26 protein-coding genes and 1 tRNA gene are annotated in these 25,421 nt (G+C 63.3%); 10 read left to right on the forward strand and 17 right to left on the reverse strand.

Translation table 11 applies throughout. The features are described 5' to 3' along the window. Positions 1 to 57 precede the first annotated feature (57 nt). The 10 genes from rplT to AWB76_RS13230 all read right to left on the reverse strand — a co-directional run bounded on the left by rplT (position 58) and on the right by AWB76_RS13230 (position 8,987). Positions 58 to 417, reverse strand: a complete 360-nt coding sequence (gene rplT / locus AWB76_RS13185; protein WP_008350196.1) for a 50S ribosomal protein L20 — start codon at positions 415 to 417, stop codon at positions 58 to 60. 28 nt (positions 418 to 445) lie between these two features. Next, positions 446 to 643: a 50S ribosomal protein L35 gene (gene rpmI / locus AWB76_RS13190; protein WP_004191477.1), complete on the reverse strand. Its 198-nt coding sequence runs from the start codon at positions 641 to 643 to the stop codon at positions 446 to 448. 233 nt (positions 644 to 876) lie between these two features. Beyond that, complete coding sequence (gene infC / locus AWB76_RS13195; RefSeq protein ID WP_074171343.1) at positions 877 to 1,404, reverse strand: translation initiation factor IF-3; 528 nt, start codon at positions 1,402 to 1,404, stop codon at positions 877 to 879. 47 nt (positions 1,405 to 1,451) lie between these two features. Then, on the reverse strand, positions 1,452 to 3,359 hold the full coding sequence (gene thrS, locus AWB76_RS13200; RefSeq protein ID WP_061160561.1) for a threonine--tRNA ligase: 1,908 nt from the start codon (positions 3,357 to 3,359) through the stop codon (positions 1,452 to 1,454). Positions 3,360 to 3,653: 294 nt separating this feature from the next. Continuing rightward, a tRNA-Val gene (locus AWB76_RS13205) sits at positions 3,654 to 3,730 on the reverse strand. 96 nt (positions 3,731 to 3,826) lie between these two features. Beyond that, positions 3,827 to 6,061 (reverse strand): RelA/SpoT family protein, encoded by a 2,235-nt coding sequence (locus AWB76_RS13210; protein WP_061160562.1) that lies wholly within the window; start codon positions 6,059 to 6,061, stop codon positions 3,827 to 3,829. 35 nt (positions 6,062 to 6,096) lie between these two features. Beyond that, entirely contained in the window at positions 6,097 to 6,450 is a 354-nt protein-coding gene (locus tag AWB76_RS13215) for a RidA family protein (protein ID WP_061160563.1), read from the reverse strand. Positions 6,451 to 6,512: 62 nt separating this feature from the next. Further along, positions 6,513 to 7,433: an alpha/beta fold hydrolase gene (locus AWB76_RS13220; RefSeq protein WP_061160564.1), complete on the reverse strand. Its 921-nt coding sequence runs from the start codon at positions 7,431 to 7,433 to the stop codon at positions 6,513 to 6,515. Between the two features lie 205 nt (positions 7,434 to 7,638). Then, a complete protein-coding gene (locus AWB76_RS13225) occupies positions 7,639 to 8,280 on the reverse strand; it encodes a CoA transferase subunit B (protein ID WP_061160565.1) in 642 nt (213 codons plus the stop codon). Positions 8,281 to 8,282: 2 nt separating this feature from the next. After that, a complete protein-coding gene (locus AWB76_RS13230) occupies positions 8,283 to 8,987 on the reverse strand; it encodes a CoA transferase subunit A (protein ID WP_061160566.1) in 705 nt (234 codons plus the stop codon). A gap of 220 nt (positions 8,988 to 9,207) precedes the next feature. On the opposite strand from AWB76_RS13230, the gene AWB76_RS13235 reads away from it, so the two are divergent. After that, entirely contained in the window at positions 9,208 to 9,753 is a 546-nt protein-coding gene (locus tag AWB76_RS13235) for a LuxR C-terminal-related transcriptional regulator (RefSeq protein WP_061160567.1), read from the forward strand. Between the two features lie 9 nt (positions 9,754 to 9,762). On the opposite strand, the gene AWB76_RS13240 is transcribed toward AWB76_RS13235, so the two are convergent. After that, complete coding sequence (locus tag AWB76_RS13240) at positions 9,763 to 10,200, reverse strand: acyl-CoA thioesterase (RefSeq protein ID WP_061160568.1); 438 nt, start codon at positions 10,198 to 10,200, stop codon at positions 9,763 to 9,765. Between the two features lie 19 nt (positions 10,201 to 10,219). Beyond that, positions 10,220 to 10,993 carry an SDR family oxidoreductase gene (locus tag AWB76_RS13245; protein ID WP_061160569.1) on the reverse strand — a complete coding sequence of 258 codons (774 nt, stop codon included), beginning with the start codon at positions 10,991 to 10,993 and terminating at the stop codon, positions 10,220 to 10,222. A 208-nt stretch (positions 10,994 to 11,201) separates the two neighbouring features. On the opposite strand from AWB76_RS13245, the gene AWB76_RS13250 reads away from it, so the two are divergent. Beyond that, on the forward strand, positions 11,202 to 12,875 hold the full coding sequence (locus AWB76_RS13250; protein WP_061160570.1) for an electron transfer flavoprotein-ubiquinone oxidoreductase: 1,674 nt from the start codon (positions 11,202 to 11,204) through the stop codon (positions 12,873 to 12,875). 68 nt (positions 12,876 to 12,943) lie between these two features. Here AWB76_RS13250 and aroC read toward each other — a convergent pair whose 3' ends face one another. The 3 genes from aroC to AWB76_RS13265 all read right to left on the reverse strand — a co-directional run bounded on the left by aroC (position 12,944) and on the right by AWB76_RS13265 (position 16,665). Beyond that, positions 12,944 to 14,050 (reverse strand): chorismate synthase, encoded by a 1,107-nt coding sequence (gene aroC / locus AWB76_RS13255; RefSeq protein WP_061160571.1) that lies wholly within the window; start codon positions 14,048 to 14,050, stop codon positions 12,944 to 12,946. A gap of 54 nt (positions 14,051 to 14,104) precedes the next feature. Then, entirely contained in the window at positions 14,105 to 16,045 is a 1,941-nt protein-coding gene (locus tag AWB76_RS13260; RefSeq protein ID WP_061160572.1) for an MFS transporter, read from the reverse strand. Positions 16,046 to 16,212: 167 nt separating this feature from the next. After that, positions 16,213 to 16,665: a CBS domain-containing protein gene (locus AWB76_RS13265; protein ID WP_061160573.1), complete on the reverse strand. Its 453-nt coding sequence runs from the start codon at positions 16,663 to 16,665 to the stop codon at positions 16,213 to 16,215. A gap of 253 nt (positions 16,666 to 16,918) precedes the next feature. On the opposite strand from AWB76_RS13265, the gene AWB76_RS13270 reads away from it, so the two are divergent. From AWB76_RS13270 to AWB76_RS13280, 3 genes are all read left to right on the forward strand, one after another. Then, positions 16,919 to 18,250: an O-acetylhomoserine aminocarboxypropyltransferase gene (locus AWB76_RS13270; RefSeq protein ID WP_061160659.1), complete on the forward strand. Its 1,332-nt coding sequence runs from the start codon at positions 16,919 to 16,921 to the stop codon at positions 18,248 to 18,250. Then, positions 18,247 to 19,089 (forward strand): alpha/beta fold hydrolase, encoded by an 843-nt coding sequence (locus tag AWB76_RS13275; RefSeq protein ID WP_061160574.1) that lies wholly within the window; start codon positions 18,247 to 18,249, stop codon positions 19,087 to 19,089. Before AWB76_RS13270 ends, AWB76_RS13275 begins: the two co-directional genes overlap by 4 nt. Before the next feature lie 150 nt (positions 19,090 to 19,239). Further along, positions 19,240 to 19,560, forward strand: a complete 321-nt coding sequence (locus tag AWB76_RS13280; RefSeq protein WP_061160575.1) for an Mpo1-like protein — start codon at positions 19,240 to 19,242, stop codon at positions 19,558 to 19,560. A gap of 15 nt (positions 19,561 to 19,575) precedes the next feature. On the opposite strand, the gene AWB76_RS13285 is transcribed toward AWB76_RS13280, so the two are convergent. Next, positions 19,576 to 20,889 carry a YihY family inner membrane protein gene (locus AWB76_RS13285; RefSeq protein ID WP_208606564.1) on the reverse strand — a complete coding sequence of 438 codons (1,314 nt, stop codon included), beginning with the start codon at positions 20,887 to 20,889 and terminating at the stop codon, positions 19,576 to 19,578. 90 nt (positions 20,890 to 20,979) lie between these two features. Between AWB76_RS13285 and wrbA the strand changes: the two genes are divergently transcribed. The 5 genes from wrbA to AWB76_RS13310 all read left to right on the forward strand — a co-directional run bounded on the left by wrbA (position 20,980) and on the right by AWB76_RS13310 (position 25,180). Next, positions 20,980 to 21,600: an NAD(P)H:quinone oxidoreductase gene (gene wrbA / locus AWB76_RS13290; protein ID WP_061160576.1), complete on the forward strand. Its 621-nt coding sequence runs from the start codon at positions 20,980 to 20,982 to the stop codon at positions 21,598 to 21,600. Continuing rightward, positions 21,597 to 21,992: a DUF2069 domain-containing protein gene (locus AWB76_RS13295; protein WP_061160577.1), complete on the forward strand. Its 396-nt coding sequence runs from the start codon at positions 21,597 to 21,599 to the stop codon at positions 21,990 to 21,992. Before wrbA ends, AWB76_RS13295 begins: the two co-directional genes overlap by 4 nt. A gap of 160 nt (positions 21,993 to 22,152) precedes the next feature. Next, entirely contained in the window at positions 22,153 to 23,607 is a 1,455-nt protein-coding gene (locus tag AWB76_RS13300) for an FAD-binding oxidoreductase (protein ID WP_061160578.1), read from the forward strand. Then, a complete protein-coding gene (locus AWB76_RS13305; RefSeq protein ID WP_061160579.1) occupies positions 23,604 to 24,407 on the forward strand; it encodes a metallophosphoesterase in 804 nt (267 codons plus the stop codon). The genes AWB76_RS13300 and AWB76_RS13305 overlap by 4 nt, the downstream gene beginning before the upstream one ends. 62 nt (positions 24,408 to 24,469) lie before the next feature. Beyond that, positions 24,470 to 25,180 carry an SOS response-associated peptidase gene (locus tag AWB76_RS13310; protein WP_061160580.1) on the forward strand — a complete coding sequence of 237 codons (711 nt, stop codon included), beginning with the start codon at positions 24,470 to 24,472 and terminating at the stop codon, positions 25,178 to 25,180. Between the two features lie 18 nt (positions 25,181 to 25,198). Here AWB76_RS13310 and AWB76_RS40875 read toward each other — a convergent pair whose 3' ends face one another. Next, positions 25,199 to 25,357, reverse strand: a complete 159-nt coding sequence (locus AWB76_RS40875) for a hypothetical protein (protein WP_157696118.1) — start codon at positions 25,355 to 25,357, stop codon at positions 25,199 to 25,201. Between the last annotated feature and the right edge of the window lie 64 nt (positions 25,358 to 25,421).

The following is a 25,421-nucleotide window of genomic DNA, read 5'->3' on the forward strand; positions in this document are numbered from 1 at the left end:
TCGCGCCGCCCTGTGAAGGACGACGTTCAGGCGAACCACGCAGTACTAATTTCGCAATTAGGCTGCAACGGCGGCTTTCACCTGCTTCACGATCGCAGCAAAAGCAGCCTTGTCGAACACAGCCATGTCAGCCAGAACCTTACGGTCGAGTTCGATCGAAGCCTTCTTCAGGCCGTTGATGAACACGCTGTAGGTCATGTCGTGCTGACGCACCGCCGCGTTGATACGCGTGATCCACAGTGCGCGGAACACACGCTTCTTGTTGCGGCGATCGCGGTAGGCGTACTGGCCTGCGCGCATGACCGCCTGCTTGGCGATGCGATAGACGTTATTGCGACGGCCGCGGTAACCCTTGGCCAGACGGATGATCTTCTTGTGACGGGCCCGTGCGGTAACCCCACGTTTTACTCGAGGCATCTTGCTCTCCTTGGAGTGTCAGTTGAGGTTAAGCGAACGGCAGCATCGCGCGGACGGAGTTCAGATCGGAATCATGAACGGCCGTGGCGCCACGCAGATGGCGTTTGTTCTTGGTGGTTTTCTTGGTAAGAATGTGGCGCTTGAAGGCCTGACCGCGCTTGACGGTACCGCCCGGACGCACCACGAAGCGCTTTGCAGCACTCTTCTTGGTCTTCATCTTCGGCATGAAACAACTCCAGTTTATTAGATGGTCATGGGTGTGCGGCTGATCCGCCGATACTGCCTGCGAACCCCTTCCCGCCCTTCGAAACCCACGCTCCACTTGTGTGCGAGCGGCTCGGTGAAGAACCGCCGCCTTTCATGACCGGCGCCACCGGAGTGACGCCCGCCTGAACCTGCCGGCAATGCCGCGCCGACCGCCTTTCGACGGCGCGCGATCCATTACCTTACTGCTTTCGGTTACTTGGCCTTCTTCTTCGGGGCAAGCACCATGATCATCTGACGCCCTTCCATCTTCGGCATCTGCTCGACCTGACCGTATTCGTCCAGATCCGTCTTCAGACGTTCGAGCATGCGCATGCCGATTTCCTGGTGCGCCATTTCGCGACCGCGGAAACGCAACGTGATTTTCGTCTTGTCGCCGTCTTCGAGGAAGCGAGTGAGGTTGCGCAGTTTGACGTTGTAGTCACCGTCGTCCGTGCCGGGGCGGAATTTGACTTCCTTCACCTGCACGATCTTCTGCTTGAGCTTCGCCTCGTGTTGCTTCTTCGCTTCCGAATACTTGAACTTGCCGTAATCCATCAAACGGCAGACAGGCGGTGACGCCTGCGGCGCGATTTCGACGAGATCCACGTCGAGTTGCTCCGATTGACGGAACGCCTCGGCCAGTTTCACGATTCCGAGCGGCTCGTTGTCCACTCCGACCAAACGCACTTCCGGCGCAGTAATTTCACCGTTGATGCGATGTGACGACTTATCAGTAGCGATGTTACGTTTCCTCTAAAAATGAAAAAACAAGCCGCGCTGCGAGTGACTTACTTGAACGCCCGCACTTCCTGCTGCAGACGTTCGAGGAATGCGTCGACTGGCATTACACCCAGGTCGACACCGCCACGAGCACGCACGGCCACGGTTTGTGCATCACGCTCTTTGTCGCCGACGACCAGCAAATACGGCACCTTTTGCAGCGTGTGCTCGCGTATTTTATAGCTAATCTTCTCGTTGCGCAAATCGGACTCCACTCTAAGCCCTTGTTTTTGCAACGATTGAGCCAGATTTGCGGCATATTCCGCCTGACTTTCAGCAATATTCAACACAACGGCCTGGATCGGAGCGAGCCAGGGCGGCATGGCGCCGGCATGGTGCTCGATCAAAATGCCGAGAAAACGCTCCATTGATCCGACGATTGCACGGTGAAGCATGACCGGACGGCGGCGGCTATTGTCTTCCGCCACGTATTCCGCGCCGAGACGCTCCGGCAGCACCATGTCGAGCTGGAGCGTGCCGCACTGCCACGATCGGCCAAGCGCATCCTTGATGTGGTACTCGATCTTCGGACCGTAGAACGCGCCTTCGCCCGCGAGCTCTTCCCACTTCAGACCGCACGCGGTCAGCGCTTCGCGCAGGCCCTGCTCGGCGCGATCCCACGTTTCATCGGTGCCGGCGCGTTGCTCCGGACGCAGCGACAATTTGATGTCGATCTGATCGAAGCCGAAATCCTTGTACACGCTCATCGCGAGGGTGTTGAACGCGATCGATTCCGCGATGAACTGATCTTCGGTACAGAAGATATGCGCATCGTCCTGAACGAAGCCGCGCACGCGCATCAGGCCGTGCAGCGCGCCCGACGGCTCGTTGCGATGGCACGAACCGAACTCGGCATAACGCAGCGGCAGATCGCGGTACGAACGCAGGCCATGATTGAACACTTGAACATGACCCGGGCAGTTCATCGGCTTGATCGCGTAGTCGCGCTTTTCCGACTCGGTCGTGAACATGTTTTCACGATAATTCTGCCAGTGGCCCGACGCTTCCCAGAGCGAGCGATCCATGACCATCGGGGTCTTGATCTCGAGATAGCCGGCTTCGTTCACGCGGCGGCGCATGTACTGCTCGACTTGCTGCCACAGCGACCAGCCCTTCGGATGCCAGAAGACCATGCCCGGCGCTTCGTCCTGCAGATGGAACAGGTCGAGCTGCTTGCCGAGCTTGCGGTGATCGCGCTTCTCGGCTTCTTCCAGCATGTGCAGGTACTGGTCCTGGTCTTCCTTTTTGGTCCAGGCAGTGCCGTAGATGCGCTGAAGCTGCTCGTTCTTCGAGTCGCCGCGCCAGTAGGCGCCCGCGACTTTCATCAGCTTGAAAACCTTCAGCTTGCCGGTGGACGGCACGTGCGGGCCGCGGCACAGGTCGATGAAATTGCCGTGCGAATACAGCCGGATCTCGTCGCTTTCCGGAATCGATTCGATGATCTCGGCCTTATATGCCTCGCCGATGCTCTTGAAGTACTCGACGGCCTCATTGCGCGACACGACGCGGCGCGATACCGGCTCGTTCTTCTGCGCCAGTTCCTGCATGCGCTTCTCGATCTTCTCGAGATCTTCGGGCGTGAAAGGACGGCTATACGAGAAGTCGTAATAGAAGCCGTTGTCGATGACCGGTCCGATGGTCACCTGCGCTTGCGGGAACAGATCCTTCACCGCATAGGCCAGCAAGTGCGCGGTCGAGTGGCGCACGACATCGACGCCTTCGGGATCCTTGTCGGTGACGATCGCGAGCGACGAATCCTTGTCGATCAGAAACGAGGTGTCGACGAGTTCGCCGTTGAGCTTGCCGGCGAGCGCCGCCTTGGCAAGGCCCGCGCCGATCGATGCCGCGACTTCCGCGACGGTCACCGGGTGGTCGTATTGTCGGACCGACCCATCAGGCAAACGTACCGAAACCATATCGTTCTCCAAGACGCCGGCGCATGCCGGGCGATTCGATTAAGCATTGCCGCGCGATTTCTTTTCGAAAATCGCAAGGCAAAAAAAATGCGGCCCCGCTATCGAGGGGCCGCATTCACTTTTCACACATACCGCGAAACAATTTGGCAGAAGGCGAATATGGTCCTCGACTAGCGTCGCTCCGAAGTTGTTTCGGTCAACGTTCGACGTGCCATTTTCTTTTCGCCTTTTGCGCAGTGCGCTTCTTGCGGTTTGAAACTCCGCGAACTGAAGTCCGCTGAATTTCGTTTTCGTTGGTAGGCTCGATTGGACTCGAACCAACGACCCCCACCATGTCAAGGTGGTGCTCTAACCAGCTGAGCTACGAGCCTGAAAGAAGTGAGATTATATGGAGCGTTTCGGATCTTGGCAAGTGGGTTTCTTCAGAAAAATCGAAAATATTCGCCGATCCGTTCAACACTCCCCGACTACGCGCGGCGCGACGCGCGAATGACGCCCTGCACTTCTCCGAGCAGCGTGCACGCGCGCTGAATCTGTGCGGCGCTCGATACTTCCACGGTGAACTGCATATAGGCGATATTCCGACGGCTCTGGCTCTTCACGCCGATCACGTTGATTTTCTCGCGCGCGAACACTTCGGAGATATCGCGCAGCAGACCCTGCCGGTCGGCCGACTCCACCGCGAGATCCACCGGATACACCGACGAGCCGCGTCCGTTCATCACGTCGGCGGACCATGTCGTGTGCAGCACGCGTTCGGGCGAACGCTGGGCCATGCGCTTGAACGTCGTGCAATCGGTGCGATGGACCGACATGCCTTTGCCGCGCGTGACGAAACCCGCGATCGGATCGGGCGGCGCCGGACGGCAGCAGCGCGCGAGTTGCGTGAGCAGTGCATCCACGCCGACGACGAGCACGCCCGTCGACGCACCGTGCGCGACGCTCTGTCCGCTGCTGCGCTTTTCGAACTGCTCGGGCGCTTCCGGCTCGGGCTCGGGCGGCGGCGTGTCGGAGAGCGCCTGCTCGATGTTGCGCAGACTGAACTCTTCCTTCGCGACGACCGCGTAGAGATCCTCGGGCGTCTTGAAGCCGAGCTTGCTCGCGAGCTGATCGAGACTGACCGACGTCTTCCCCTCGCGCTGCAAGGTCTTTTCGACCAGGCTCCGTCCCGCCGCGATGTTTTCCGCCGCGTCCGCCGCCAGGAACCACGAGCGCACTTTCTGCCGCGCGCGCGGGCTTTGCAGATAGCCGAGCTGTGGATTGAGCCAGTCGCGCGACGGCCCGCCCTCTTTCACCGCGACGATCTCGACCGTCTGCCCGTTCTGCAGCGGCGTGTTGAGCGGCACCATCGCGCCGTCGACGCGCGCGCCGCGACAGCGATGCCCAAGCTCGCTATGCAGGTGATACGCGAAATCGACGGCCGTCGCGCCCTGCGGCAGCGCGATCACGCGGGCCTGCGGCGTCAGCACGTAGATGTGGTCGTCGTCGAGGGTGGCATCGCGCAGATGCTGCCAGCCGCGTTGTTCGCCGCGCCCCTCGCCTTCCACGTCGTCCTTCCATGCGAGAAGCTGACGCAGCCATGCAATCTTCTCGTCGTATTTCTCGCTCGCCGTCACCTGCCCCGCGTAACCGCGCGCGCCCGCTTCCTTGTAACGCCAGTGCGCGGCCACGCCGTACTCGGCGAACTGATGCATCTCGTGCGTGCGGATCTGAACTTCGAATGCGCGCCCGTCGTCGCCGATCACGACCGTATGCAGCGACATGTAGCCGTTGGGTTTGGGACGCGAGATGTAGTCGTCGAACTCGCGCGGCACCGGCTGCCACAGGTTGTGCACAATGCCGAGCACGGTGTAGCAATCCTTGATGTCGCCGACGATCACGCGAAACGCGCGCACATCGTTCAGTTCGGAGAAGTCGAGATGCTTGCCGCGCATCTTCTTCCAGATGCTGTAGATGTGCTTCGGCCGCCCGCTCACTTCCGCCTTGATGTGCGCGGTGTCGAGCTCCTTCTGCAGACGCGCGATCGCCTCCGTCACATAGCTTTCGCGCTCGATGCGCTTCTCGTCGAGCAGCTTGGCGATGCGCTTGTACGTGACCGGATCTTCGAAGCGGAACGAGAGATCCTCGAGCTCCCACTTCAGTTGCCAGATGCCGAGCCGGTTGGCGAGCGGCGCGTAGATTTCGAGCGTCTCGCGCGGCACATCGGGCGTGGGATCGATCTTGTGGGCCGCGTGATAGCGCAACGTCTGCACGCGCGATGCGAGCCGGATCAGCACGACGCGAATGTCCTGCGCGAACGCGAGCAGCATCTTGCGCAGCGCCTCGACCTGCGCGCGCCGCGCGGCTTGGGCATCGCGCGTGTTCTCGGGCAATTCCGCGAGCGTCGCGCGCGAGCTGACCGAGCCGAGCCGCAAGAGCTTGCGCACGTCGCCGACGAGCCGCTGCACTTCCGGTCCGAAGCGCTCGGCGATCACCTTCTCGGGATCGTCGAGATGCGGCGCCAGCACGAAGAGCGCCGCCGCGGCGACCGCGTGCGAATCGACGTTGAGCGTCTGCATGATGCGCGCGGTGCCCGCCGCGTGGTCCGAGAGCAGTTCGCCGGTCGAGACGCGCGCGTCCTTCGCGTGCTCGCGCACGAACGCGAGCGCGTCGTCGATGGACGGCTCGGGCAGCGTTTGCGCAGGAATAGCGGTCTCGGTCATGCCGGCAATGCAGTTACGTCAGGCGATGCAACGAATCAGCTGCGCTGCGCCGCGATCACGACGATTTCGACGAGGCACGCCGGATTCGCCAGCTTCGACTCGACCGTCGCGCGCGGCGGCGTGTTGCCTTCCGCGACCCACGAATCCCACACGGCGTTCATGCCGGGGAAATGGATCATGTCCGAGATGTAGATCTGCACCGTGAGCAAATGCGACTTGTCGCTGTTCGCTTCCTCGAGCAAGCGGTCGATGTGGCCGAGCACTTCACGCGTCTGACCGGTGATGTCCTGCTCCGTGTCCTCGGCGATCTGGCCGGCGAGATACACGGTGCCGTTGTGGATCGCGGTTTCGGAAAGGCGCGGGCCGACGTGATGACGAATGACTGCCATTGTGTGTTCCTGATCGATGATGTTGAAAAGACGAGCACTGGCGACGGACGCTCAACCCAATATTATGCCCCGCTGCCGCCATCGCCGAGAAAGAACCCCCTGGCAATGGCGATTTGATCCTCGACAAGAAACGCGGGCGCGTGCCCCGCGCCCGGAATCTCGGCGCGCGTCACGGCGTGGCCCTTTTCGACCATTTGCGCGACCGTCTCGCGCGACAGCAAATCCGAGCTCTCGCCGCGCACGACGAGCACCGGCGTCCTGATCGACGCGAGCGAACGCCACAGAAATGCCTCGCCGGCTGCGTTCTGCTCGTCGGTGGCCGAGGTGAAAGGCGTCGCGATGCCCGGATCGTAGCGAAAGCCCCACGCGCCGTCCCGCTCTTGCAGAAGCGGCGTGTTGATGCTCGCCCACTCTTCGTCGGTCAGCGGCCCGAACGACGAGGCCAGCGCCGCCGCATGACGCACGCCTTCATCGAGCGACGCGAAGCGCGCCGGCTTGCCAAGATACTCGCCGATGCGCTGCAGCGCGATCGGCTCGATATGCGGCCCGACATCGTTGAGCAGCATCTTCCTGATCGGCGTGTTCGGCAGCCCGCCGAGCGCCATGCCGATGAGTCCGCCCATCGACGTGCCAAACCAGTCCACCGTCTCCACGTTCAGCCGCGCGATCAGCGTGACCATGTCCGCGACATATTGCGGCACGCCGTAGTAGCGCGGATCGGCGAGCCAGTCGGACAGACCGCGCCCGACGACGTCCGGACACACCACGCGATACTCGTGCGCGAAAGCCCGCGCGAGCGTGTCGAAATCGCGTCCGGAACGCGTCAGGCCGTGCACGCAGAGCAGCACGCGCGGATTGCCCGGATCGCCCCACTCCGTATAGGCGATGCGATGCAGACCCGCCGGGCTCGCGCATTGGACGAAGCGCTGACGCGGTTCGTTCAGATCGGAATGCACTGCTTCGACGACGATGGATGCGGTCATGGAGGATTCCTCGTGGCAAGTGTCGAAAACGATTGTAAAGCGCATCACGCCGGACCGAGCGAACGTTGGCCGAACGGACGACCCCGTTCAAAGCCTCCCAGATGCGGCCGATCGCGCAAAAACAAAGCGGGCGGAGCTTCGAAAGCTCCGCCCGCCCGTGTTTCGCGCTCACGCCGCGCGAAGCGGCGTTCGTGTCACGCCGAAATTACTTCACGCTCGAGACATCGAGCGGCGCGCCCGTCTTCTTCTGGATTTCCTCGGCCGTCACGCCGTCAGCCAGCTCGACGAGCTTCAGTCCGCCGTTCACGACGTCGATCACGCCGAGATCCGTGATGATGCGGTTCACGACGCCCACGCCCGTCAGCGGCAGCGTGCACGCTTCGAGAATCTTGTGCTGGTCGCCCTTCGCGACGTGCTCCATCAGCACGACCACGCGCTTCACGCCGGCGACGAGGTCCATCGCGCCGCCCATGCCCTTGATCATCTTGCCGGGGATCATCCAGTTCGCGAGATCGCCCTTCTTGCTGATCTGCATTGCGCCGAGGATCGCCAGATTGATGTGGCCGCCGCGAATCATCGCGAACGAATCCGCCGACGAAAAGATCGACGAGCCCGGCAGCGTCGTCACGGTCTGCTTGCCGGCGTTGATGAGATCGGCGTCGACTTCGTCTTCATACGGCGACGGGCCGATCCCGAGCAGGCCGTTTTCCGATTGCAGCCACACTTCCATGCCGTCCGGAACGTGATTGGCGACGAGCGTCGGCAAGCCGATGCCCAGGTTCACGTAGAAGCCGTCCTGCAGTTCCTGCGCCGCACGCGCGGCCATCTGGTCACGAGTCCAAGCCATGATTACTCTCCTTTCGCGCGGACGATGCGTTGTTCGATGCGCTTTTCCGGGTGCGCATTCAGCACGAGGCGTTGCACGAAGATGCCAGGCGTATGGATATGGTCCGGATCCAGCTCGCCCGTCTCGACGATCTCTTCGACTTCGGCGACGGTGATCTTGCCGGCCATCGCGCAATTCGGGTTGAAGTTGCGCGCCGTGCGGCGATAGATCAGGTTGCCGGACTTGTCGGCCTTCCAGGCTTTGACGAGCGCGACATCGGCGGTCAGCGAATGTTCGAGCACGTAGTGGTTCTCGCCGAACTGGCGCGTTTCCTTGCCATCGGCGATCACGGTGCCGAAACCGGTGTTCGTGAAGAACGCCGGAATGCCCGCGCCGCCCGCGCGCAGCTTCTCGGCGAGCGTGCCCTGCGGCGTGAATTCGAGCTCGAGTTCGCCGGCGAGATACTGCCGCTCGAACTCCTTGTTTTCGCCGACGTACGACGAAATCATCTTCTTGATCTGGCGCGTCTCGAGCAGCAGACCGAGGCCGAAGCCGTCGACGCCCGCGTTATTGCTGATGCAGGTGATGTCCTTCACGCCCGTGTCGCGCAGTGCCGCGATGAGCGCTTCGGGAATGCCGCAGAGCCCGAAACCGCCGACGGCGAACGTCTGCCCGTCCTTGACGATGTCCTCGAGCGCGGCTTTCGCGCTGGGATAGACCTTGTTCATCTGTGTGTCCCTTCCATGTTTGAAACCAACTGAAAATCGGCTTTTTGGCGCCGCCGATGCGCTTCTTTGAGCGCGCCGCGCGGCCTTTTGGCGTGGCACAAGAGTACTTTGGGCCGATGATCCGGCACAATACGCAAAAATACATAAGTCATTGCCCGCGCGCTTTTGGTTCCCGGCGCTTTTCGCCGCGAAACGAGAGTCCCCGCGCGCCCGATTTCACATGCGTGCACTGGATTATCAAACCGCGTTTCATCTCGCGCCCGTGGGGCTCGTGCTTTCGCGCGAGCGCACCATCGAGGACTGCAACGCGCAGCTCTGCGCGATCTTCGGCTCCGCGCGCGAGGCGCTCATCGGCAAGTCGTTCGAGGTGCTGTATCCGTCGCCGGACGAATTCGCGCGCATCGGCGAGCGCATCGCCGCGCACATCAGCAAGGAAGGCACGTATAGCGACGACCGCATCATGAAGCGCAAGAACGGCGAGCTGTTCTGGTGCCACGTGACCGGCCGCGCGCTCGATCAGGCTGCGCCGCATGCGGCCGGCGTCTGGACATTCGAGGATTTGAGCGCGACGCGGCGGGTCGCGATCGAACTGACGCCGCGCGAGCGCGAGATCGCCGCGCAGCTCGTGACGGGCAAGACGAGCAAGCAGATTGGCCGGGTGCTCGAAATCAGCCCGCGTACAGTGGATATCTACCGCGCGCGCCTCATGAGAAAGTACGACACGGGCAACGCCACCGAGCTGCTGCAACGGCTGCTCGGCACCTGAGCTGCGCGTTTACAGGGCGACGGGCGCGGCCGTCTCGACGATCTGCCGCAACATGTCCGGAAGCGGCACCGACTTGCCCGCCGCGTAGTCGATCCACACGATTTTCGCCGCGCCGCGCGCGTAGAGCACGTCGGGCGCATCGGTGCGATACAGCTCGAAACGCGTATCCAGACTGCTGCGGCCCGGCTTGCCGACGGACATGCGTCCGATCACATCGCCGGGATACTGAAGCTGCCTCAGAAACTCCATCGACGCGTTCACGATCACCGGCCCTTCCCCCTCCGTGTTGCTGCCCACGAGCCCGATCTCTTCGAACCACGAGATGCGCACCTGCTCCATGTAGCGGAAATACACGGTGTTGTTGACGTGGCCGAAGGCGTCCATATCGCCCCAGCGGATCGGCATGGAGAGTTCGAAGACGGTGTGAAGAGCGTTATCCGTGGTCATTGCGTGCGTTCAGAAAAGTTCAGAGCGAGAAGCCATCGTCCGCTGAAATGACCGAGCCGTTCATGAACTGCGATTCATCGGCGGCGAGCAACAGAAGCAGGCCGTCGAGATCGTTGGGCGAACCCACGCGGCGGCGCGGCAGCATCGATATGAGCTTTTGCCCCTGCTCGGTCTTCCAGTGATGGTGATTGATTTCGGTGTCGATATAACCCGGGCAGATCGCGTTGACGTTGATGCCGTGGCGGCCCCATTCGAGCGCCATGGCCTTCGTCATCTGCACGACGGCGGCCTTGCTCATCGAATAGAGGCCGATCTGCGGAAACACGCGCAGTCCCGCCACCGACGCCACGTTGATGATGCGATACGCCGGCTTGGCCGCGCTGTTGCCGCGCATGATCATGCGCTTGGCCACTTCCTGCGCGACGAAAAACGCGCCCCGCACGTTCGTGCCGAACACGAACTCGTAGTCCGCCGGCGTGACCTCGGTAAGCTTTTGCGTGGTCGACACGCCCGAGTTATTCACGAGGATGTCGATGGTACCCGCTTCGGTCTCCGCGTGCGCGATCGCGGACTTGATGCTCTGGTAATCGGTGACGTCGAGCGTGACGACGTGCGCAGCGCCGCCCGACGCCTCGATCTCGGCCCGCAACTCCTTCAGCCGCTCGGTGCGCCGGCTCGCGAGCACCACTTTGGCGCCCGCCTGCGACAACACCTGCGCGAAACGCTTGCCCAAACCGCTGGACGCGCCGGTGATCAGCGCGACCTTGCCTTCCAGGTTGATCGAACGGCCCATTGTGCTTCCTTGTTGTATGGTTGGCTCAACGCCCAGGCAGGCACGCGGGTGCGCAGATCAAGGGCAATAAGCGTCAACACCGATAGCGCGGGTGTCGTGAATAATAGTACGATCGTGCTAAATTGGCGAGCTTTGGTTGCGGCCCGCCTCACCTTCCCTGAAAATACGCGATCCCGAAAGGGCATTCTAACGGCACATAGGAGCATTGATGACCCCGGCGAGCCTCATCGAGCAATACGGTCCCCGCGAATCGATGGAATACGACGTCGTTATCGTCGGCGGCGGGCCAGCCGGTTTGTCGGCGGCCATCCGGTTGAAGCAACTGGCGGAGGAGAAAGGCGTCGAAATCGGCGTCTGCGTTCTGGAGAAAGGCTCCGAGATCGGGGCGCATATCCTGTCGGGCGCCGTCATGGACCCGCGCGGCCTGTCCGAGCTCATTCCCGACTGGAAGGAAAAAGGCGCGCCGCTCGACGTCGAAGTGACCGAAGACCGCTTCCTGTTCCTCTCGCAGAACGACGCGAAGCAGGTGCCGAACTGGCTGCTTCCCGACAACTTCAAGAATCACGGCAACTACGTCATTTCGCTCGCGAACGTCACGCGCTGGCTCGGGCAACAGGCCGAGGCGCTGGGCGTCGAGATCTTTCCGGGCTTTCCGGCTGCGGAAATCCTGTATGCCGATGACGGCTCGGTGCGCGGCGTCGTCACGGGCAACATGGGCGTCGGCAAGGACGGCCAGCCGACCGAAAACTTCCAGCTCGGCATGGAATTGCACGCGAAATACACGCTCTTCTGCGAAGGCGCGCGCGGGCATCTGGGCCGTCAGCTCATCGAGAAATTCAGGCTCAACCAGAATTCCGATCCGCAGGTGTACGGCATCGGCATCAAGGAATTGTGGGAAATCGATCCGGTCAAGCACAAGCCCGGCCTCGTGATCCACACCGCCGGCTGGCCGCTCGAACCCGACACTTACGGCGGCTCGTTCCTCTATCACATGGACAACAACCAGGTGGTGGTCGGGTTCGTCGTCGGGCTCGGGTACTCGAATCCGTATCTGTCGCCGTTCGAGGAATTCCAGCGCTACAAGACACATCCGTCGATCCGCGCGTTCCTCGAAGGCGGCAAGCGCATTTCCTACGGCGCGCGCGCGATCACGGCCGGCGGCCTGATGTCGCTGCCGAAGCTCGCGTTCCCCGGCGGCGCGCTCGCGGGCGACGACGCCGGTTTCCTCAATGCCTCGCGCATCAAAGGTTCGCACGCGGCGATCAAGTCGGGCAAGATGGCCGCCGAAGCCGCCTTCGAAGCGGTTCAGGCAGGCCGCCAGAACGACGAACTCACGGCTTATCCCGAAGCGTTCGACACGTCCTGGCTCAAGACCGAGTTGCATCGCGCGCGCAACTTCAAGCAGTGGATGAGCAAGGGCCTGTACCTCGGCACCTTCATGGTCGGTCTGGAGCAAAAGGTGATGGGCGGCAACGTGCCGTGGACGCTGCATCATCAGCACTGGGATCACGAGATGCTGAAGCCGGCGTCGCAGTGCAAGCCGATCGTCTATCCGAAGCCCGATGGCAAGCTCACGTTCGACCGTCTCTCGTCGGTGTTCATCTCGAACACGAATCACGAAGAGAACCAGCCCGCGCACCTGACGCTGAAGGATGCGAGCGTGCCGGTCAACGTGAATCTGCGCACCTACGCCGGTCCGGAAGCGCGCTTCTGCCCGGCAGCGGTGTACGAGTTCGTGAAGGACGACGAAGGCGGCGACCGTTTGCAGATCAACGCGCAGAACTGCGTGCACTGCAAGACGTGCGACATCAAGGACCCGACGCAGAACATCGTGTGGGTCACGCCGGAAGGCGGCGGCGGGCCGAACTATCCGAACATGTGATGTTTCGACGCTGAAATGAAAACGGGCGCCGGGTTTGAAACCGGCGCCCGTCTTGTTTTTATTTGTGCTTACTTGCCCGGCGCCTGCGCCGCGATCTTCGGCGTGTCGACGACGACATCGCCGCATTGCGCACGATGCCGCAGCGCGTGGTCCATCAGCACCAGCGCGAGCAGCGCTTCGGCGATCGGCGTCGCGCGAATGCCGACGCACGGATCGTGACGGCCGAAGGTTTCGACCGTCGCGCTCGCGCCTTCCTTGTCGATGGACTGGCGCGGCGTGCGGATGCTCGACGTCGGCTTGATCGCAATCGACACCGTGATGTCCTGTCCGCTCGAAATGCCGCCGAGAATGCCGCCCGCGTTATTGGTCACGAAGCCTTCGGGCGTCATTTCGTCGCCATGCTGCGAACCGCGTTGCGCGACGCTCGCAAAGCCCGCGCCGATTTCGACGGCCTTCACCGCGTTCAGGCCCATCATCGCGTGGGCGATGTCGGCATCCAGACGATCGTAAAGCGGCTCGCCGAGACCGACCGGCACGCCCGTGGCCACAACCTCGATGCGCGCCCCGACCGAATCGCCGTCGCGGCGCAGGTTGTCCATGTATGCCTCGAGCTGCGGCACGATCTCTTCGTTCGCCGAGAAGAACGGATTCTCCGGCACGTACTGCCAGTCGACGAACGGAATCTCGATTTCACCGAGCGCGCTCATGCGGCCGTGCGTCTCGAGACCGAACTTCTCGCGCAGCCACTTCTTCGCGACCGCGCCGGCGGCAACCGTCGGCGCGGTCAGACGCGCGGACGACCGGCCGCCGCCGCGATAATCGCGCACGCCGTACTTCTGCCAGTAGGTGTAGTCCGCGTGACCGGGACGGAACGTCTGCGCGATGTTGCCGTAGTCCTTGCTGCGCTGATCGGTATTGCGGATCAGCAGCGCGATGGGCGTGCCCGTGGTCACGCCTTCGAACACGCCGGAAAGAATCTCGACCTGATCCGCTTCCTGGCGCTGCGTCACGTGGCGCGACGTGCCGGGGCGGCGCCGGTCGAGTTCGATCTGGATATCGGCTTCCGTGAGCGCCATGCCCGGCGGGCAGCCGTCGATCACGCAGCCGATCGCCGGACCATGCGACTCGCCGAAATTCGTGACGGTGAAGAGCGTGCCAAGGGTATTGCCGGACATGAGCGTCGACCTGAAAAAAAGTGTCGGGGGAAACCGCTATTATGCCAGCGCCGTCTACCGCCGCGCACCGCGCAAGGCCGACACGGCTTCCTGCAGATGCGCGGGCGTCGCGTCCTGCGGCGCGATCGGTTCGCCGACCGCGAGCGTCAGCCGCGTCATCGCGCCGCGATGGATCGGCCGCGGCCATTGCGCGTCCTCGTGGCGCGAAAACACGCTGCCCCAGAGGCCGCGCAACGCCATCGGCACGACGGGCGCCGGGTGGCGTCGCAGAATCTCGGCGATGCCGTGCCGGAACGGATTGATCTCGCCGGTGCGCGTCAATTTGCCTTCGGGAAAGATGCAGACGAGATCGCCCTCGTCCAATGCCTTCGCGCACGCGGAATAGGCGCGTTCGAGCATCTCCGGGTCTTCGTGCGCGGGCGCGATCGGAATCGCCTTCACATGCCGGAACATCCAGCCGACGAACGGCGTGCGGAAGATGCGGTGATCCATCACGAAGCGGATCGGGCGCGGGCTCTCGGCCATGATGACGACCGCATCGACGAAACTCACGTGATTGCACACGAGCACGGCCGCGCCGCGCGCCGGGATGCGCCCGGCATCGACGAGACGAATGCGATAGAACGTGTGCACCAGAATCCACGCGATGAAACGCAGCAGGAACTCCGGCACGAGCGAATAGATATAGACGGCGACGACGACATTGAGCAGCGCGGTCGTCAGAAAGAGCCCCGGAATGCCGACGCCGAACGACGTGAGCGCGAGCGCCATCAGCGACGAGACGATCATGAAGAACGAATTCAGGATGTTGTTCGCGGCGATGATGCGCGCGCGATGCGTCGGCTGACTGCGCGCCTGAATCAGCGCGTAGAGCGGCACGCTGTAGAAGCCGCCGAACATCGCGAGCAGAAACAGGTCGGCGAGAATGCGCCAGTGCGCGAGCATCGACAGGAATTCGCTGACGTTGAGCAGATGCCCCGCCGGCGCGATGCGATGGCTCGCGAAGAACAGGTCGATTGCGAACACGCTGATGCCGATCGAGCCGAGCGGCACGAGCCCGATCTCGACGCGCCGCTTCGAAAGCCGCTCGCACAGAAGCGAGCCCGTGCCGATGCCGATGGAAAATGTCGCGAGCAGAATGGTCACGACATCCGGATCGGCGGAGAGCACGTCCTTCGCGAAATTGAAGAACGACGTGAGAAAGGTCGCGCCGACGAACCACAGCCACGAAATGCCGAGCAGGCTCAGAAACACGGTGCGGTTCTGCTTCGCGAGCTCGAGATTGCGCCACGTCTCCGAGAACGGATTCCAGTTGATGCGCAGATCGGGCTGCGACGCGGCCGACTTCGGCACAAACACGGACGCCACGCGCCCGATGATCGCGAACGCGATGCACGCGAACGCGAGCAGCATCGCGCCGTGTTCCGATGCGCCCGCCGCCGCCCCGCCGATGATCGTGCCGATCAGGATCGCGACGAACGTGCCCATCTCGACGAGTCCGTTGCCGCCTACAAGTTCATGCGAATCGAGATGCTGCGGCAGATAGGCGTATTTCACCGGCCCGAAAACGGTCGAATGCACGCCCATCAGGAACGTGCACGCATAAAGAAGCGGCGCGCTGTGCAGCACGAAGCCCGCGCCGCCGATCAGCATCACGACGATCTCGAAGCTCTTCACGATACGCGCGAGCACGGCCTTGTCGTACTTATCGGCGATCTGGCCGGAAGTCGCGGAAAACAGCACGAACGGCACGATGAAGATCGCGGAAATGAGAAACGCGGCGGTTTTCGGATCGACGCCGGAAAAGCGCGCGGCCTGGAACGTCACGAGCGACGTGAAACCGACCTTGAAGACGTTGTCGTTCATCGCGCCGAGGAACTGCGTCCAGAAAAACGGCGCGAAACGGCGCTCGCGCAACAGGCGGAACTGGCTGTCGCCCTCTGCATGCGTACGCCGGGAAGTGCGCGATGAAGCGCGCAGCGGTTTATCACTCATGGGTCTTACGGATTAAGTAGAGTCCGGCGTTGATCGCTCGTAGCGCGATCGAATCCGAACGAAAAAAAAGCGCGCCTGTGGGGCGCGCTGCGGATGATGAATTCCGTGTAGAGCATCGGCTCGGTCGCCATCTGCCGCGAAGCCAGTTCCTCGCGGCACATCGATGTTCAGCGGGCTTCTTCCTGCTGCTCCGGCCAGTCACGGATATAGGCCTTCAGCATGCGGTTCTCGAAACCCTGCTCTTCCACGACCGCCTTGGCCACGTCATAAAACGAGATGACGCCCATCAACTGGCGTTTATCCATGACCGGCAGATAGCGCACGTGATGCTCGAGCATCATGCGGCGCACTTCGTTCACGTCCGTTTCCGGCGTGCAGGTGAGCGGATGGTCGTCCATGATCTTGCGGATGGTCGTGGCGCCGACCGAGCCGCTGTTGTTGTGCAAGGTCAGGATGATCTCGCGGAAGGTCAGCATGCCGACGAGATCGCCGTACTCCATGACGACGAGCGAGCCGATATCGTGCGCGGCCATGGTGTCGACCGCTTCGGAAACCGGCGTGTCGGGTGTCACGGTGAACAGCGTATTGCCTTTCACCTTCAGAATGTCGCTGACTCGCATGACTGTCTCCTCGCGAATGCCTGTTCAGATGCCCAAACGATTGATGAAATGATAGGTCGATGCTATCGGAAAGGCCCGCAAAAGGAAAGCGAACCGGACCGCCGGACCGCCCGCATCGGCCGAATGGACAAGGCTTTGCGCGATGATGGGCCGCGCGTTCGCCCTAGGTTTGGGCGCGCGCATCCGATGTTAGGATGATTGACCCTCATTTTCCGCCGCACGCCGGCGCCGCCCCGCGCGCCGGCCTCCTATGATGCCAGCCAACCGCTTCGACACGCTCGCGCTGCACGCGGGCGCCGCGCCCGATCCCGCCACCGGCGCCCGCGCGACGCCGATTTATCAGACCACGTCCTTCACTTTCCGCGACAGCGATCACGCCGCCGCGCTCTTCAACATGGAGCGCTCGGGACACGTGTACTCGCGCATCTCGAATCCGACCGTCGCGGTGTTCGAGGAGCGCGTCGCCGCGCTCGAAGGCGGCGTCGGCGCGATCGGCACGGCGAGCGGCCAGGCCGCGCTGCACCTGGCCATCGCGACGCTGATGGGCGCGGGCTCGCATATCGTCGCATCCAGCGCGCTCTATGGCGGCTCGCACAATCTGCTGCATTACACGCTGCGGCGCTTCGGCATCGACACGACGTTCGTGCCGCCGCACGATCTCGACGCGTGGCGCACGGCCGCGCGGCCGAACACGCGGCTTTTCTTCGGCGAGACGCTCGGCAATCCGGGCCTCGACGTGCTCGATATCGCGGGCGTCGCGGAAATCGCGCACGAGCACGCGGCGCCGCTTCTGGTCGATTCCACGTTCACGACGCCCTATCTGCTGCGCCCGTTCGAGCACGGCGCGGACCTCGTCTATCACTCCGCGACCAAGTTTCTCGGCGGACACGGGACGACGATCGGCGGCGTGCTCGTCGACGGCGGCACGTTCGACTTCGCCGCGAGCGGACGTTTCCCGGAGTTCACCGAACCCTACGACGGCTTTCACGGCATGGTGTTCGCCGAAGAAAGCACTGTCGCGCCCTTCCTTCTGCGCGCCCGGCGCGAAGGCCTGCGCGATTTCGGCGCGTGTCTGCATCCGCAGGCGGCGTGGCAACTGCTTCAAGGCATCGAAACCTTGCCGCTGCGCATGGATCGGCATGTCGCGAATACGCGCAAGGTGATCGAGTTCCTGCTGAGTTCGCCCGCGGTGGAAGGCGTGGCCTATCCCGAATTGCCGACGCATCGCGATCACGCGCTCGCCCAACGTCTGCTGCCGCGCGGCGCGGGCGCGGTGTTCAGCTTCGATCTGAAAGGCGGCGTGCCGGCGGCGCGCACGTTCATCGAAACGCTCACGCTGTTCTCGCATCTCGCGAATGTCGGCGACGCGCGCTCGCTCGTGATCCATCCCGCATCGACGACGCATTTCCGCATGGACGCCGCCGCGCTCGCCGCCGCGGGCATCGGGCCGGGACGCATCCGTCTGTCGATCGGACTGGAAGACCCGGACGATCTCATCGACGATCTCAAGCGCGGATTGAAGGCCGCGCAGAAAGCGGCCGAACGCGGTCAAAGCGCCGCGGTACCGCTCGGGAGCCGCGCATGATCCTCGACGTCCACGGCCGCGCGGCCTATGCCTACACCGGCGGCAAGCCTTTCGACGCTGCCCGGCCGGCCGTCGTGTTCATTCACGGCGCGGAGCACGATCACAGCGTATGGGCCTTGCAGACGCGTTATTTCGCGCATCATGGCTTCTGCGTGCTGGCGCTCGATTTGCCGAGTCACGGAAAAAGCGACGGGCCTGCGCTTGCGAGCATCGCCGAACTCGCCGACTGGGTAATCGCCGTCCTCGACGCGGCCGGTGTGCAAAAAGCACTCTTCGTCGGTCACAGCATGGGCTCGCTGATCGCGCTCGAAGCCGCGAGCCGTTATCCCGAGCACGCGACGGGTCTCGCGCTTCTCGCGACCGCCGCGCCGATGGCCGTCTCCGACACGCTGCTCGACGCTGCCCGCGAGCACGAGCCCGAAGCCATCGCGATGGTCAATCAATGGTCGCATTCGACGATCGCCGCGAAGCCGTCCAGTCCCGCGCCGGGTTTCTGGCTGCAGGGCGTGAATCAGCGGCTGATGGAGCGCGTGAGCCTGCGCGGCGAAGCGCTGCTTTTCCATACCGATTTCAGCGCCTGCAACACCTACGCCGACGCGGTCGAGCGAGCGACGGCCATGCGCTGTCCGGTGTGCATCGTGAGCGGCAAGCGCGATGTGATGACGCCGCCGCGCGCCGCCCGTCCGCTCGTCGATGCGCTGAAGAAAGCCGGCGCATCCGTGCAGACGGTCGAACTCGATGCCGGTCACGCGCTCATGTCCGAGCAGCCCGACGCGACGCTGGATACGTTGTTCGCGTTCGCGCTCGCCTGCGCTCATTCGTCGACAAAGCCCGCCTGAAATGCGCGTGCGGCGGACCGCCAAAACCCGCCGTATCCGCTTGCACGTGCGGGACGGGAGTCGCAGAATGATTCTTGCTGGCAATCGTCAGACGGGCGCGGTCGAGCACCGTCCGCAACGACACCGGCAGGCATTATCAGGGAGGCCGTCATGGCGCACACCGCACACGGTGAACATTTCGCGAATTTCGCCGAGTTCTATCCCTATTACCTCGACGAGCACCGCAACGCCGTTTCGCGCAGGCTGCATTTCGTCGGTTCGCTTGGCGTGATCGGCTGCCTCGCAATGGCGATCGCCACCGGCGACTGGCTCTGGCTGCCCGCGGCCGTCGTCTGCGGCTACGGCTTCGCGTGGGTCGGCCATTTCTTCTTCGAAAAGAACCGCCCGGCGACGTTTCGCCATCCGGTCTACAGCCTGATGGGCGACTGGGTCATGTTCAAGGACATCTGCGTCGGCCGGATTTCGCTATGATTGCGCCCGCGATGCTCAGGCGGGCTGCCCGGGCATCGACGAGCGCGGCACTTCGCGCAGACGCGCGCTCGTGAGCGCCGATGCCCGCGCCGCGATCAACGCACCGAGCGTGATTTCGAGCTTCTCGCTATCCAGCGCGTTCATGAGCGCGGAACAGTCGATCTGCGCCGCATCCAGCTTCAACTGATATTCGAGTTCGGCGCGGTCGATCACGAACTGCTCGAAGAGCATCGTTACCGTGATCTGATTCGGATTGGCGATCAGCACGTAGCGCGGCATGCGCGAATCTTCCAGCCGGCCAATCCAGCCGAGCGCGTCGAGCCGCCCGATCAGCCTCGACGATGTATCCAGATCGCAGCGCGCCATGCTCGAAAGCTGCAACGCCGTGTAGCCGGGCTTGCCCTCGTCGCGAGCCTCGACGAGCCGCGCGAGGATTTCGAGCGCATCGAGCAGGTCGCTGCCCGGAAAATCGCGCCGATGATACTGCCCCGTGCGAATGGCCGGCAGCGCCGAAGTGACCATCGCGCCGATGAGCGCGAACATCCAGCACAGATACACCCACAGGAGAAACACCGGCAGCGCGGCAAAGGCGCCGTAGACGGCCGTATAGGTGGGAATGCGCCGCACGTAATACCCGAAGCCGCGTTTGCCGAGCTCGAACGCGACGGCCGCGATCAGCCCGCCGACGATCGCATCGCGCCATTCCACCTTGCAGTTCGGCATATAGACATAAATGATCGTGAACGCGAGCGCCGTGAGCGGCAGCGAGACGCCCGTCAGCGCCCATTCGACGATCGGCGGCATCAGGTTGTGCGAACCCGCGAACGCGACCGAATGCGCGAACACATACGACGAGATGGACAGGCTGCAGCCGAAGAGAATCGGCCCGAGCGTGATGATCGCCCAATAGACGAGCACGCGCTGCGCGAGCGGGCGCGCCTTCTTCACGCGCCAGATCACGTTGAACACGGACTCGACCGTCATCATCGTCATGACGGAGGTCACGAACAGAATGATCATGCCGACGGTCGTAAGCCCCTTCGCCTTCGCCGCGAACTGGTTCAGATACTTGAAGATCTGATCGTTGATCTGCGGCGGCATCAGGTGGACGGCGAGAAAGTCCTGCAATGACGCCTGAAACGAGCCGAAGATCGGGAACGCGGTGAAGAGCGCGAACGCGACGGTCGCGAGCGGCACGATCGACAGCACGCTCGTGAACGTGAGGCTGCCCGCCACTTGCGCGACGCGGTCTTCGCCGAGGCGCCGCGCGACGAAACTGGCGAGACGCTTGACCGCTGCGAGATCGATGAAAACGTGCTGCAAACGCATTCTCCCGTCATGGCGGCCGGCACGTATAAAGCCGCGTCTCGCCACGAAAATCACTCAATACCTATAATAGCCGTTCACTAAAAAAGCCTTATGAACGACATCCTCGTGCTCTATTACAGCCGCCACGGCGCGACCCGCGAGCTGGCGCTCGCGATCGCCCAAGGCGTCGACAGCGTTCCCGGCATGCAGGCGCGCGTGCGCACTGTGCCGCCGGTTTCTACCGTCTGCGAAGCGACCCGGCCCGACATTCCCGAGGACGGCCCGCCCTACGCCGAACTGCGCGATCTCGAAGAATGCGCCGGCCTCGCGCTCGGCTCGCCCACGCGCTTCGGCAACATGGCCGCGCCGCTCAAGTACTTTCTCGACGGCACCACGCCGCAATGGCTGTCCGGCGCGCTCGCCGACAAGCCCGCCAGCGTCTTCACCTCGACCGGCAGCCTGCACGGCGGCCAGGAAAGCACCCTGCTCTCGATGATGCTGCCGCTCCTGCACCACGGCATGATGATCGTCGGCATTCCGTACACCGAATCGCGCCTCACCACGACGCAAAGCGGCGGCACGCCTTACGGGGCGTCGCATCATGCGCGCGCGGGCGGCGACGACAACCAGCGCCACGGCATTTCCGCCGATGAGAAGGCGCTCGCCATCGCGCTCGGCGCACGGCTCGCGCGCACCGCGTTGAATCTCGTGCGCGGCGCCCGTTGCGCATGACCACGCCGATCGCTACCGCCCGTCGCAACGGCGCATTCGCGTTCGGCGCGCTCGCGAGCCTCGCCGCGCTCATCGTGCTCGCGCTCGTCTGGGAGCTCTGGCTCGCGCCGGTGCGTCCCGGCGCGTGGGCGCTCGCGCTGAAGGCGCTGCCGCTCGCGTGCGCGCTGCCGGGCGTCGCGCGCAAGAATCTCTACACGCTGCAATGGGCGTCGATGCTCGTGCTCCTCTATCTCGCCGAAGGCGTAGTTCGCGGCATGACCGATGCTGGCCTCTCCGCATCGCTTGCCTGGCTCGAAGCATTGCTGGCGCTCGCCTTCTTCGTCTGCGCGCTCGCCTACGTCGCGCCGTTCAAGCGGGCGGCCCGGTTGAACGCACGTGCGAAAAAAAGCTGATCCGTTCGCTTTTTTGACGCCCGCGCTGCCGGGACGTGATGCTTTGTAGCACGAAACCTTGCCTGACGTGCAGGCCTATGCCATTCGGCCGACGATCGCGCGCCGCCGCCCTGCGCGATACTGTGCACTACGCCCCACCGGAATTCTTGCCAATCTGTCCATGACCGCAACTCAAGCTTTCATCGCCGCCTGCGCCAACGCTCTCGGCGCATCGCACGTTCTCACCGATGCCCACGACACCGAGCCTTATCTCGTCGACTGGCGCAAGCGCTATCGCGGCGAAGCGTGCGCCGTGCTGCTGCCCGCGGATACCACGCAGGTCGCGGCGATCGTGCGGCTTGCGCGCGAACATCGCATCGCGATCGTTCCGCAGGGCGGCAATACCGGTTTGGTCGGCGGCGCGACACCCGATGCGAGCGGCGCGCAGGCGGTCATCAGCCTGAAACGGCTCAATCGCATTCGCGACGTCGATACACATAACAACACCATCACCGTCGAAGCGGGCGTCGTGCTCGCCGACATTCAGGCGCGAGCCGATGGCGCGCAACGGCTGTTCCCGCTGAGCCTCGCCGCCGAAGGCAGTTGCACGATCGGCGGCAATCTGTCGACGAACGCGGGCGGCACCGGCGTGCTGCGCTACGGCAACACGCGTGAACTGTGTCTCGGCCTCGAAGTCGTGACGCCGCAGGGGGAAATCTGGGACGGTCTGCGCGGACTGCGCAAGGACAACACCGGCTACGATCTGCGCGATCTGTTCATCGGCGCGGAAGGCACGCTCGGCATCATCACGGCTGCGGTCATGAAGCTGCATCCCGCGCCGGTCGCGGAAGTCACCGCGCTGGCCGGACTCGCGTCGCCGCACGCCGCGCTCGATTTTCTCTCGCTGGCGCAGCATCACGCGGGCGCGCTCTTGACCGGCTTCGAGCTGATGTCGGATTTCTCGATGCGGCTCGTCGGCAAACACTTCCCGCAACTGCGCTATCCGTTCGGCGAGCCGCACGCGCAAACCGTGCTGCTCGAACTCTCCGATAGCGAAAGCGCCGAGCACGCCCGCGCCCTCTTCGAGCGGCTGATGGAAGAAGCGCTTGAAAAAGGCATCGTCGAAAACGCCGTCGTTGCGGAAAATCTCGCGCAGTCGCAGGCTTTCTGGGGATTGCGCGAACACATCCCGCTCGCGCAGGCGGAGGAAGGCCTGAACATCAAGCACGACATCGCGGTGCCCATTTCCAGCATCGGCCGGTTCATCGAAGAAACGGATGCAATCATCGCGAAAACGGTGCCCGGCGTGCGCATGGTCACCTTCGGCCATCTCGGCGACGGCAACCTGCACTACAACGTGCAGGCGCCCGAAGGCGTCGATGCAAAGCGCTTTCTCGACGAATTCCAGACGCCGATCAATGCGCTCGTGTACGACCAGGTGCACCGGCATCGCGGCAGCATCAGCGCGGAGCACGGCATCGGCCAGTTGAAAGTGGATGAAGCGATGCACTACAAGTCGCCAGTCGAAGTACGGCTCATGCAGACGATCAAGGCCGCGCTCGATCCGGATAACCTGATGAATCCCGGCAAGGTCGTGCGCTGGAACGGCACGCCCGCGAAGGAGAACATCGCATGAAGATTCGCGTGCTCTCGGACCTGCATCTCGAATGCGACGAGCCGTTGGCGATTCCCTACGCCGAGGCCGATCTCGTCGTGCTCGCGGGCGACATTCATAACCATGCCGAAGGCCTGCGCTGGGCGGCGGAGAACTTCGATTCCGACGTGCCTGTGATCTACGTGCCCGGCAATCACGAGTATTACGACGCCGAATTCGGCGCGATGGAAGCGGCCATGCAGGACGCCGCCCGCAGCGTCGACAACGTGCACTATCTGAACAACGCGTCGCTGGTGGATCGGCGCGGCGCGTGGCGCGTGCTCGGCACGACGCTCTGGACCGACTTCGCGCTCTTCGGCTCCGCAGACGCGGAAATCGAGAACGCCAAAGCGGCGTGCACGAAAGTGATGCTCGACTACAAAGGCCTCATTCAGCTTGCGTGGCCCGAGCCGGACGGCGAACCGCGCGAATTCGCACCCGACGATTCCCTCGCGCTGCACGAACAGTCGCGCGCATGGCTCGAAAGCGAACTCGCGAAGCCGTTCGCGGGGCAGACGATCGTCGTCACGCATCACGCGCCGATGCGCCAGAGCCTCGCGCCGCGCTATGCGGAAGATCTCGTGTCGGCGGGCTTCGTGAATCATTTGCCGGCGCTGGCACGCGCGCCCGCTTCGCTGTGGATTCACGGGCACACGCATACGTCGTTCGATTACGAAGTGAACGGCACGCGCGTCGTGTGCAATCCGCGCGGCTATTTCAGCCGGCGCGAGCAACGGTGGGAGAATCCGGATTTCGCGTGGGACAAGGTCGTGGAAATCTGAAGCGTTGATAAACGCGCCGGTAAAGAAGCCCGGAACCGTGTTGGACTTTGCGGAGGAACGCCATGTGCGGCCGAATCAGCCAGTACCGACTGCCGATGCATTACGCGCAACGCCTGCATCTGCGCAATCCGTTCGTGCTCGTCGATGCCGCCGACAGGCGTCCCGGCTATAACCTGTCGCCCGGCACGCATCCGCTCGCCGTCTATCCCGACGAAACCATTCGCGCGGTGCATTGGGGCTATTGCCCGCCGTGGGCGATCCAGAAGAAGCTGCCGCAGACCATCAACGCGCGCGTCGAGACGGCGGCGACGAGCGCGTATTTCAAGCATCTGTGGAAGAAGGCGCGCATTCTCGTGCCCGCCGATGGCTGGTTCGAATGGCGCATCGAGCCGCGCCCCGACGACCCGGCCGCGAAGCCTTTCAAGCAGCCCTATTTCATTCAGCGCGCGGACGGCGAGCCGATGTATCTCGCCGCGCTCACGAGCATCATGCGCGACGATGACGCCGCCGTGCCGGGCGCGGGCTTCGTCATCGTGACGGCTGCGGCGGACGAAGGACTCGTCGATGTGCACGACCGACGCCCGCTCGTGTTCGCGCCCAACGTCGCACGGCGCTGGCTCGATCCGGATGCATCGCCCGAAGATCTAGCCGCGCTCGTCAAGTCGGATGGCGTGCCGGCGTCGCACTTCGCGTGGCATCGCGTGTCGACCGATGTGAACCGCGCAACGAACGACGAGCCACGACTCATCGAGCCGCTGGAAACGTCGCTCTGAACGCCGGGTGAGGCGGGATCAGCGCCGTGGACGATCGTCGTCGATACGCACCGGCACCAGACGCCGTTTCGCGTTGCGCTCCGACTGGGCGCGCATGGCGTTGAAAAGATCGCGCGACGCCGGAACGGCGATCAGCACCATCAGCGCGGCGAGTGCAAGCAAAAGAGGCGTACTCATGTGACTTATCCCGGTAAAAGATGCGAGAGAACACGTGCTGAAGTTATCAAGCTAAGGACAAGTC

Origin of the sequence: Caballeronia temeraria (assembly GCF_001544795.2) — a bacterium.
GTDB classification, from domain to species: Bacteria; Pseudomonadota; Gammaproteobacteria; order Burkholderiales; family Burkholderiaceae; genus Caballeronia; species Caballeronia temeraria.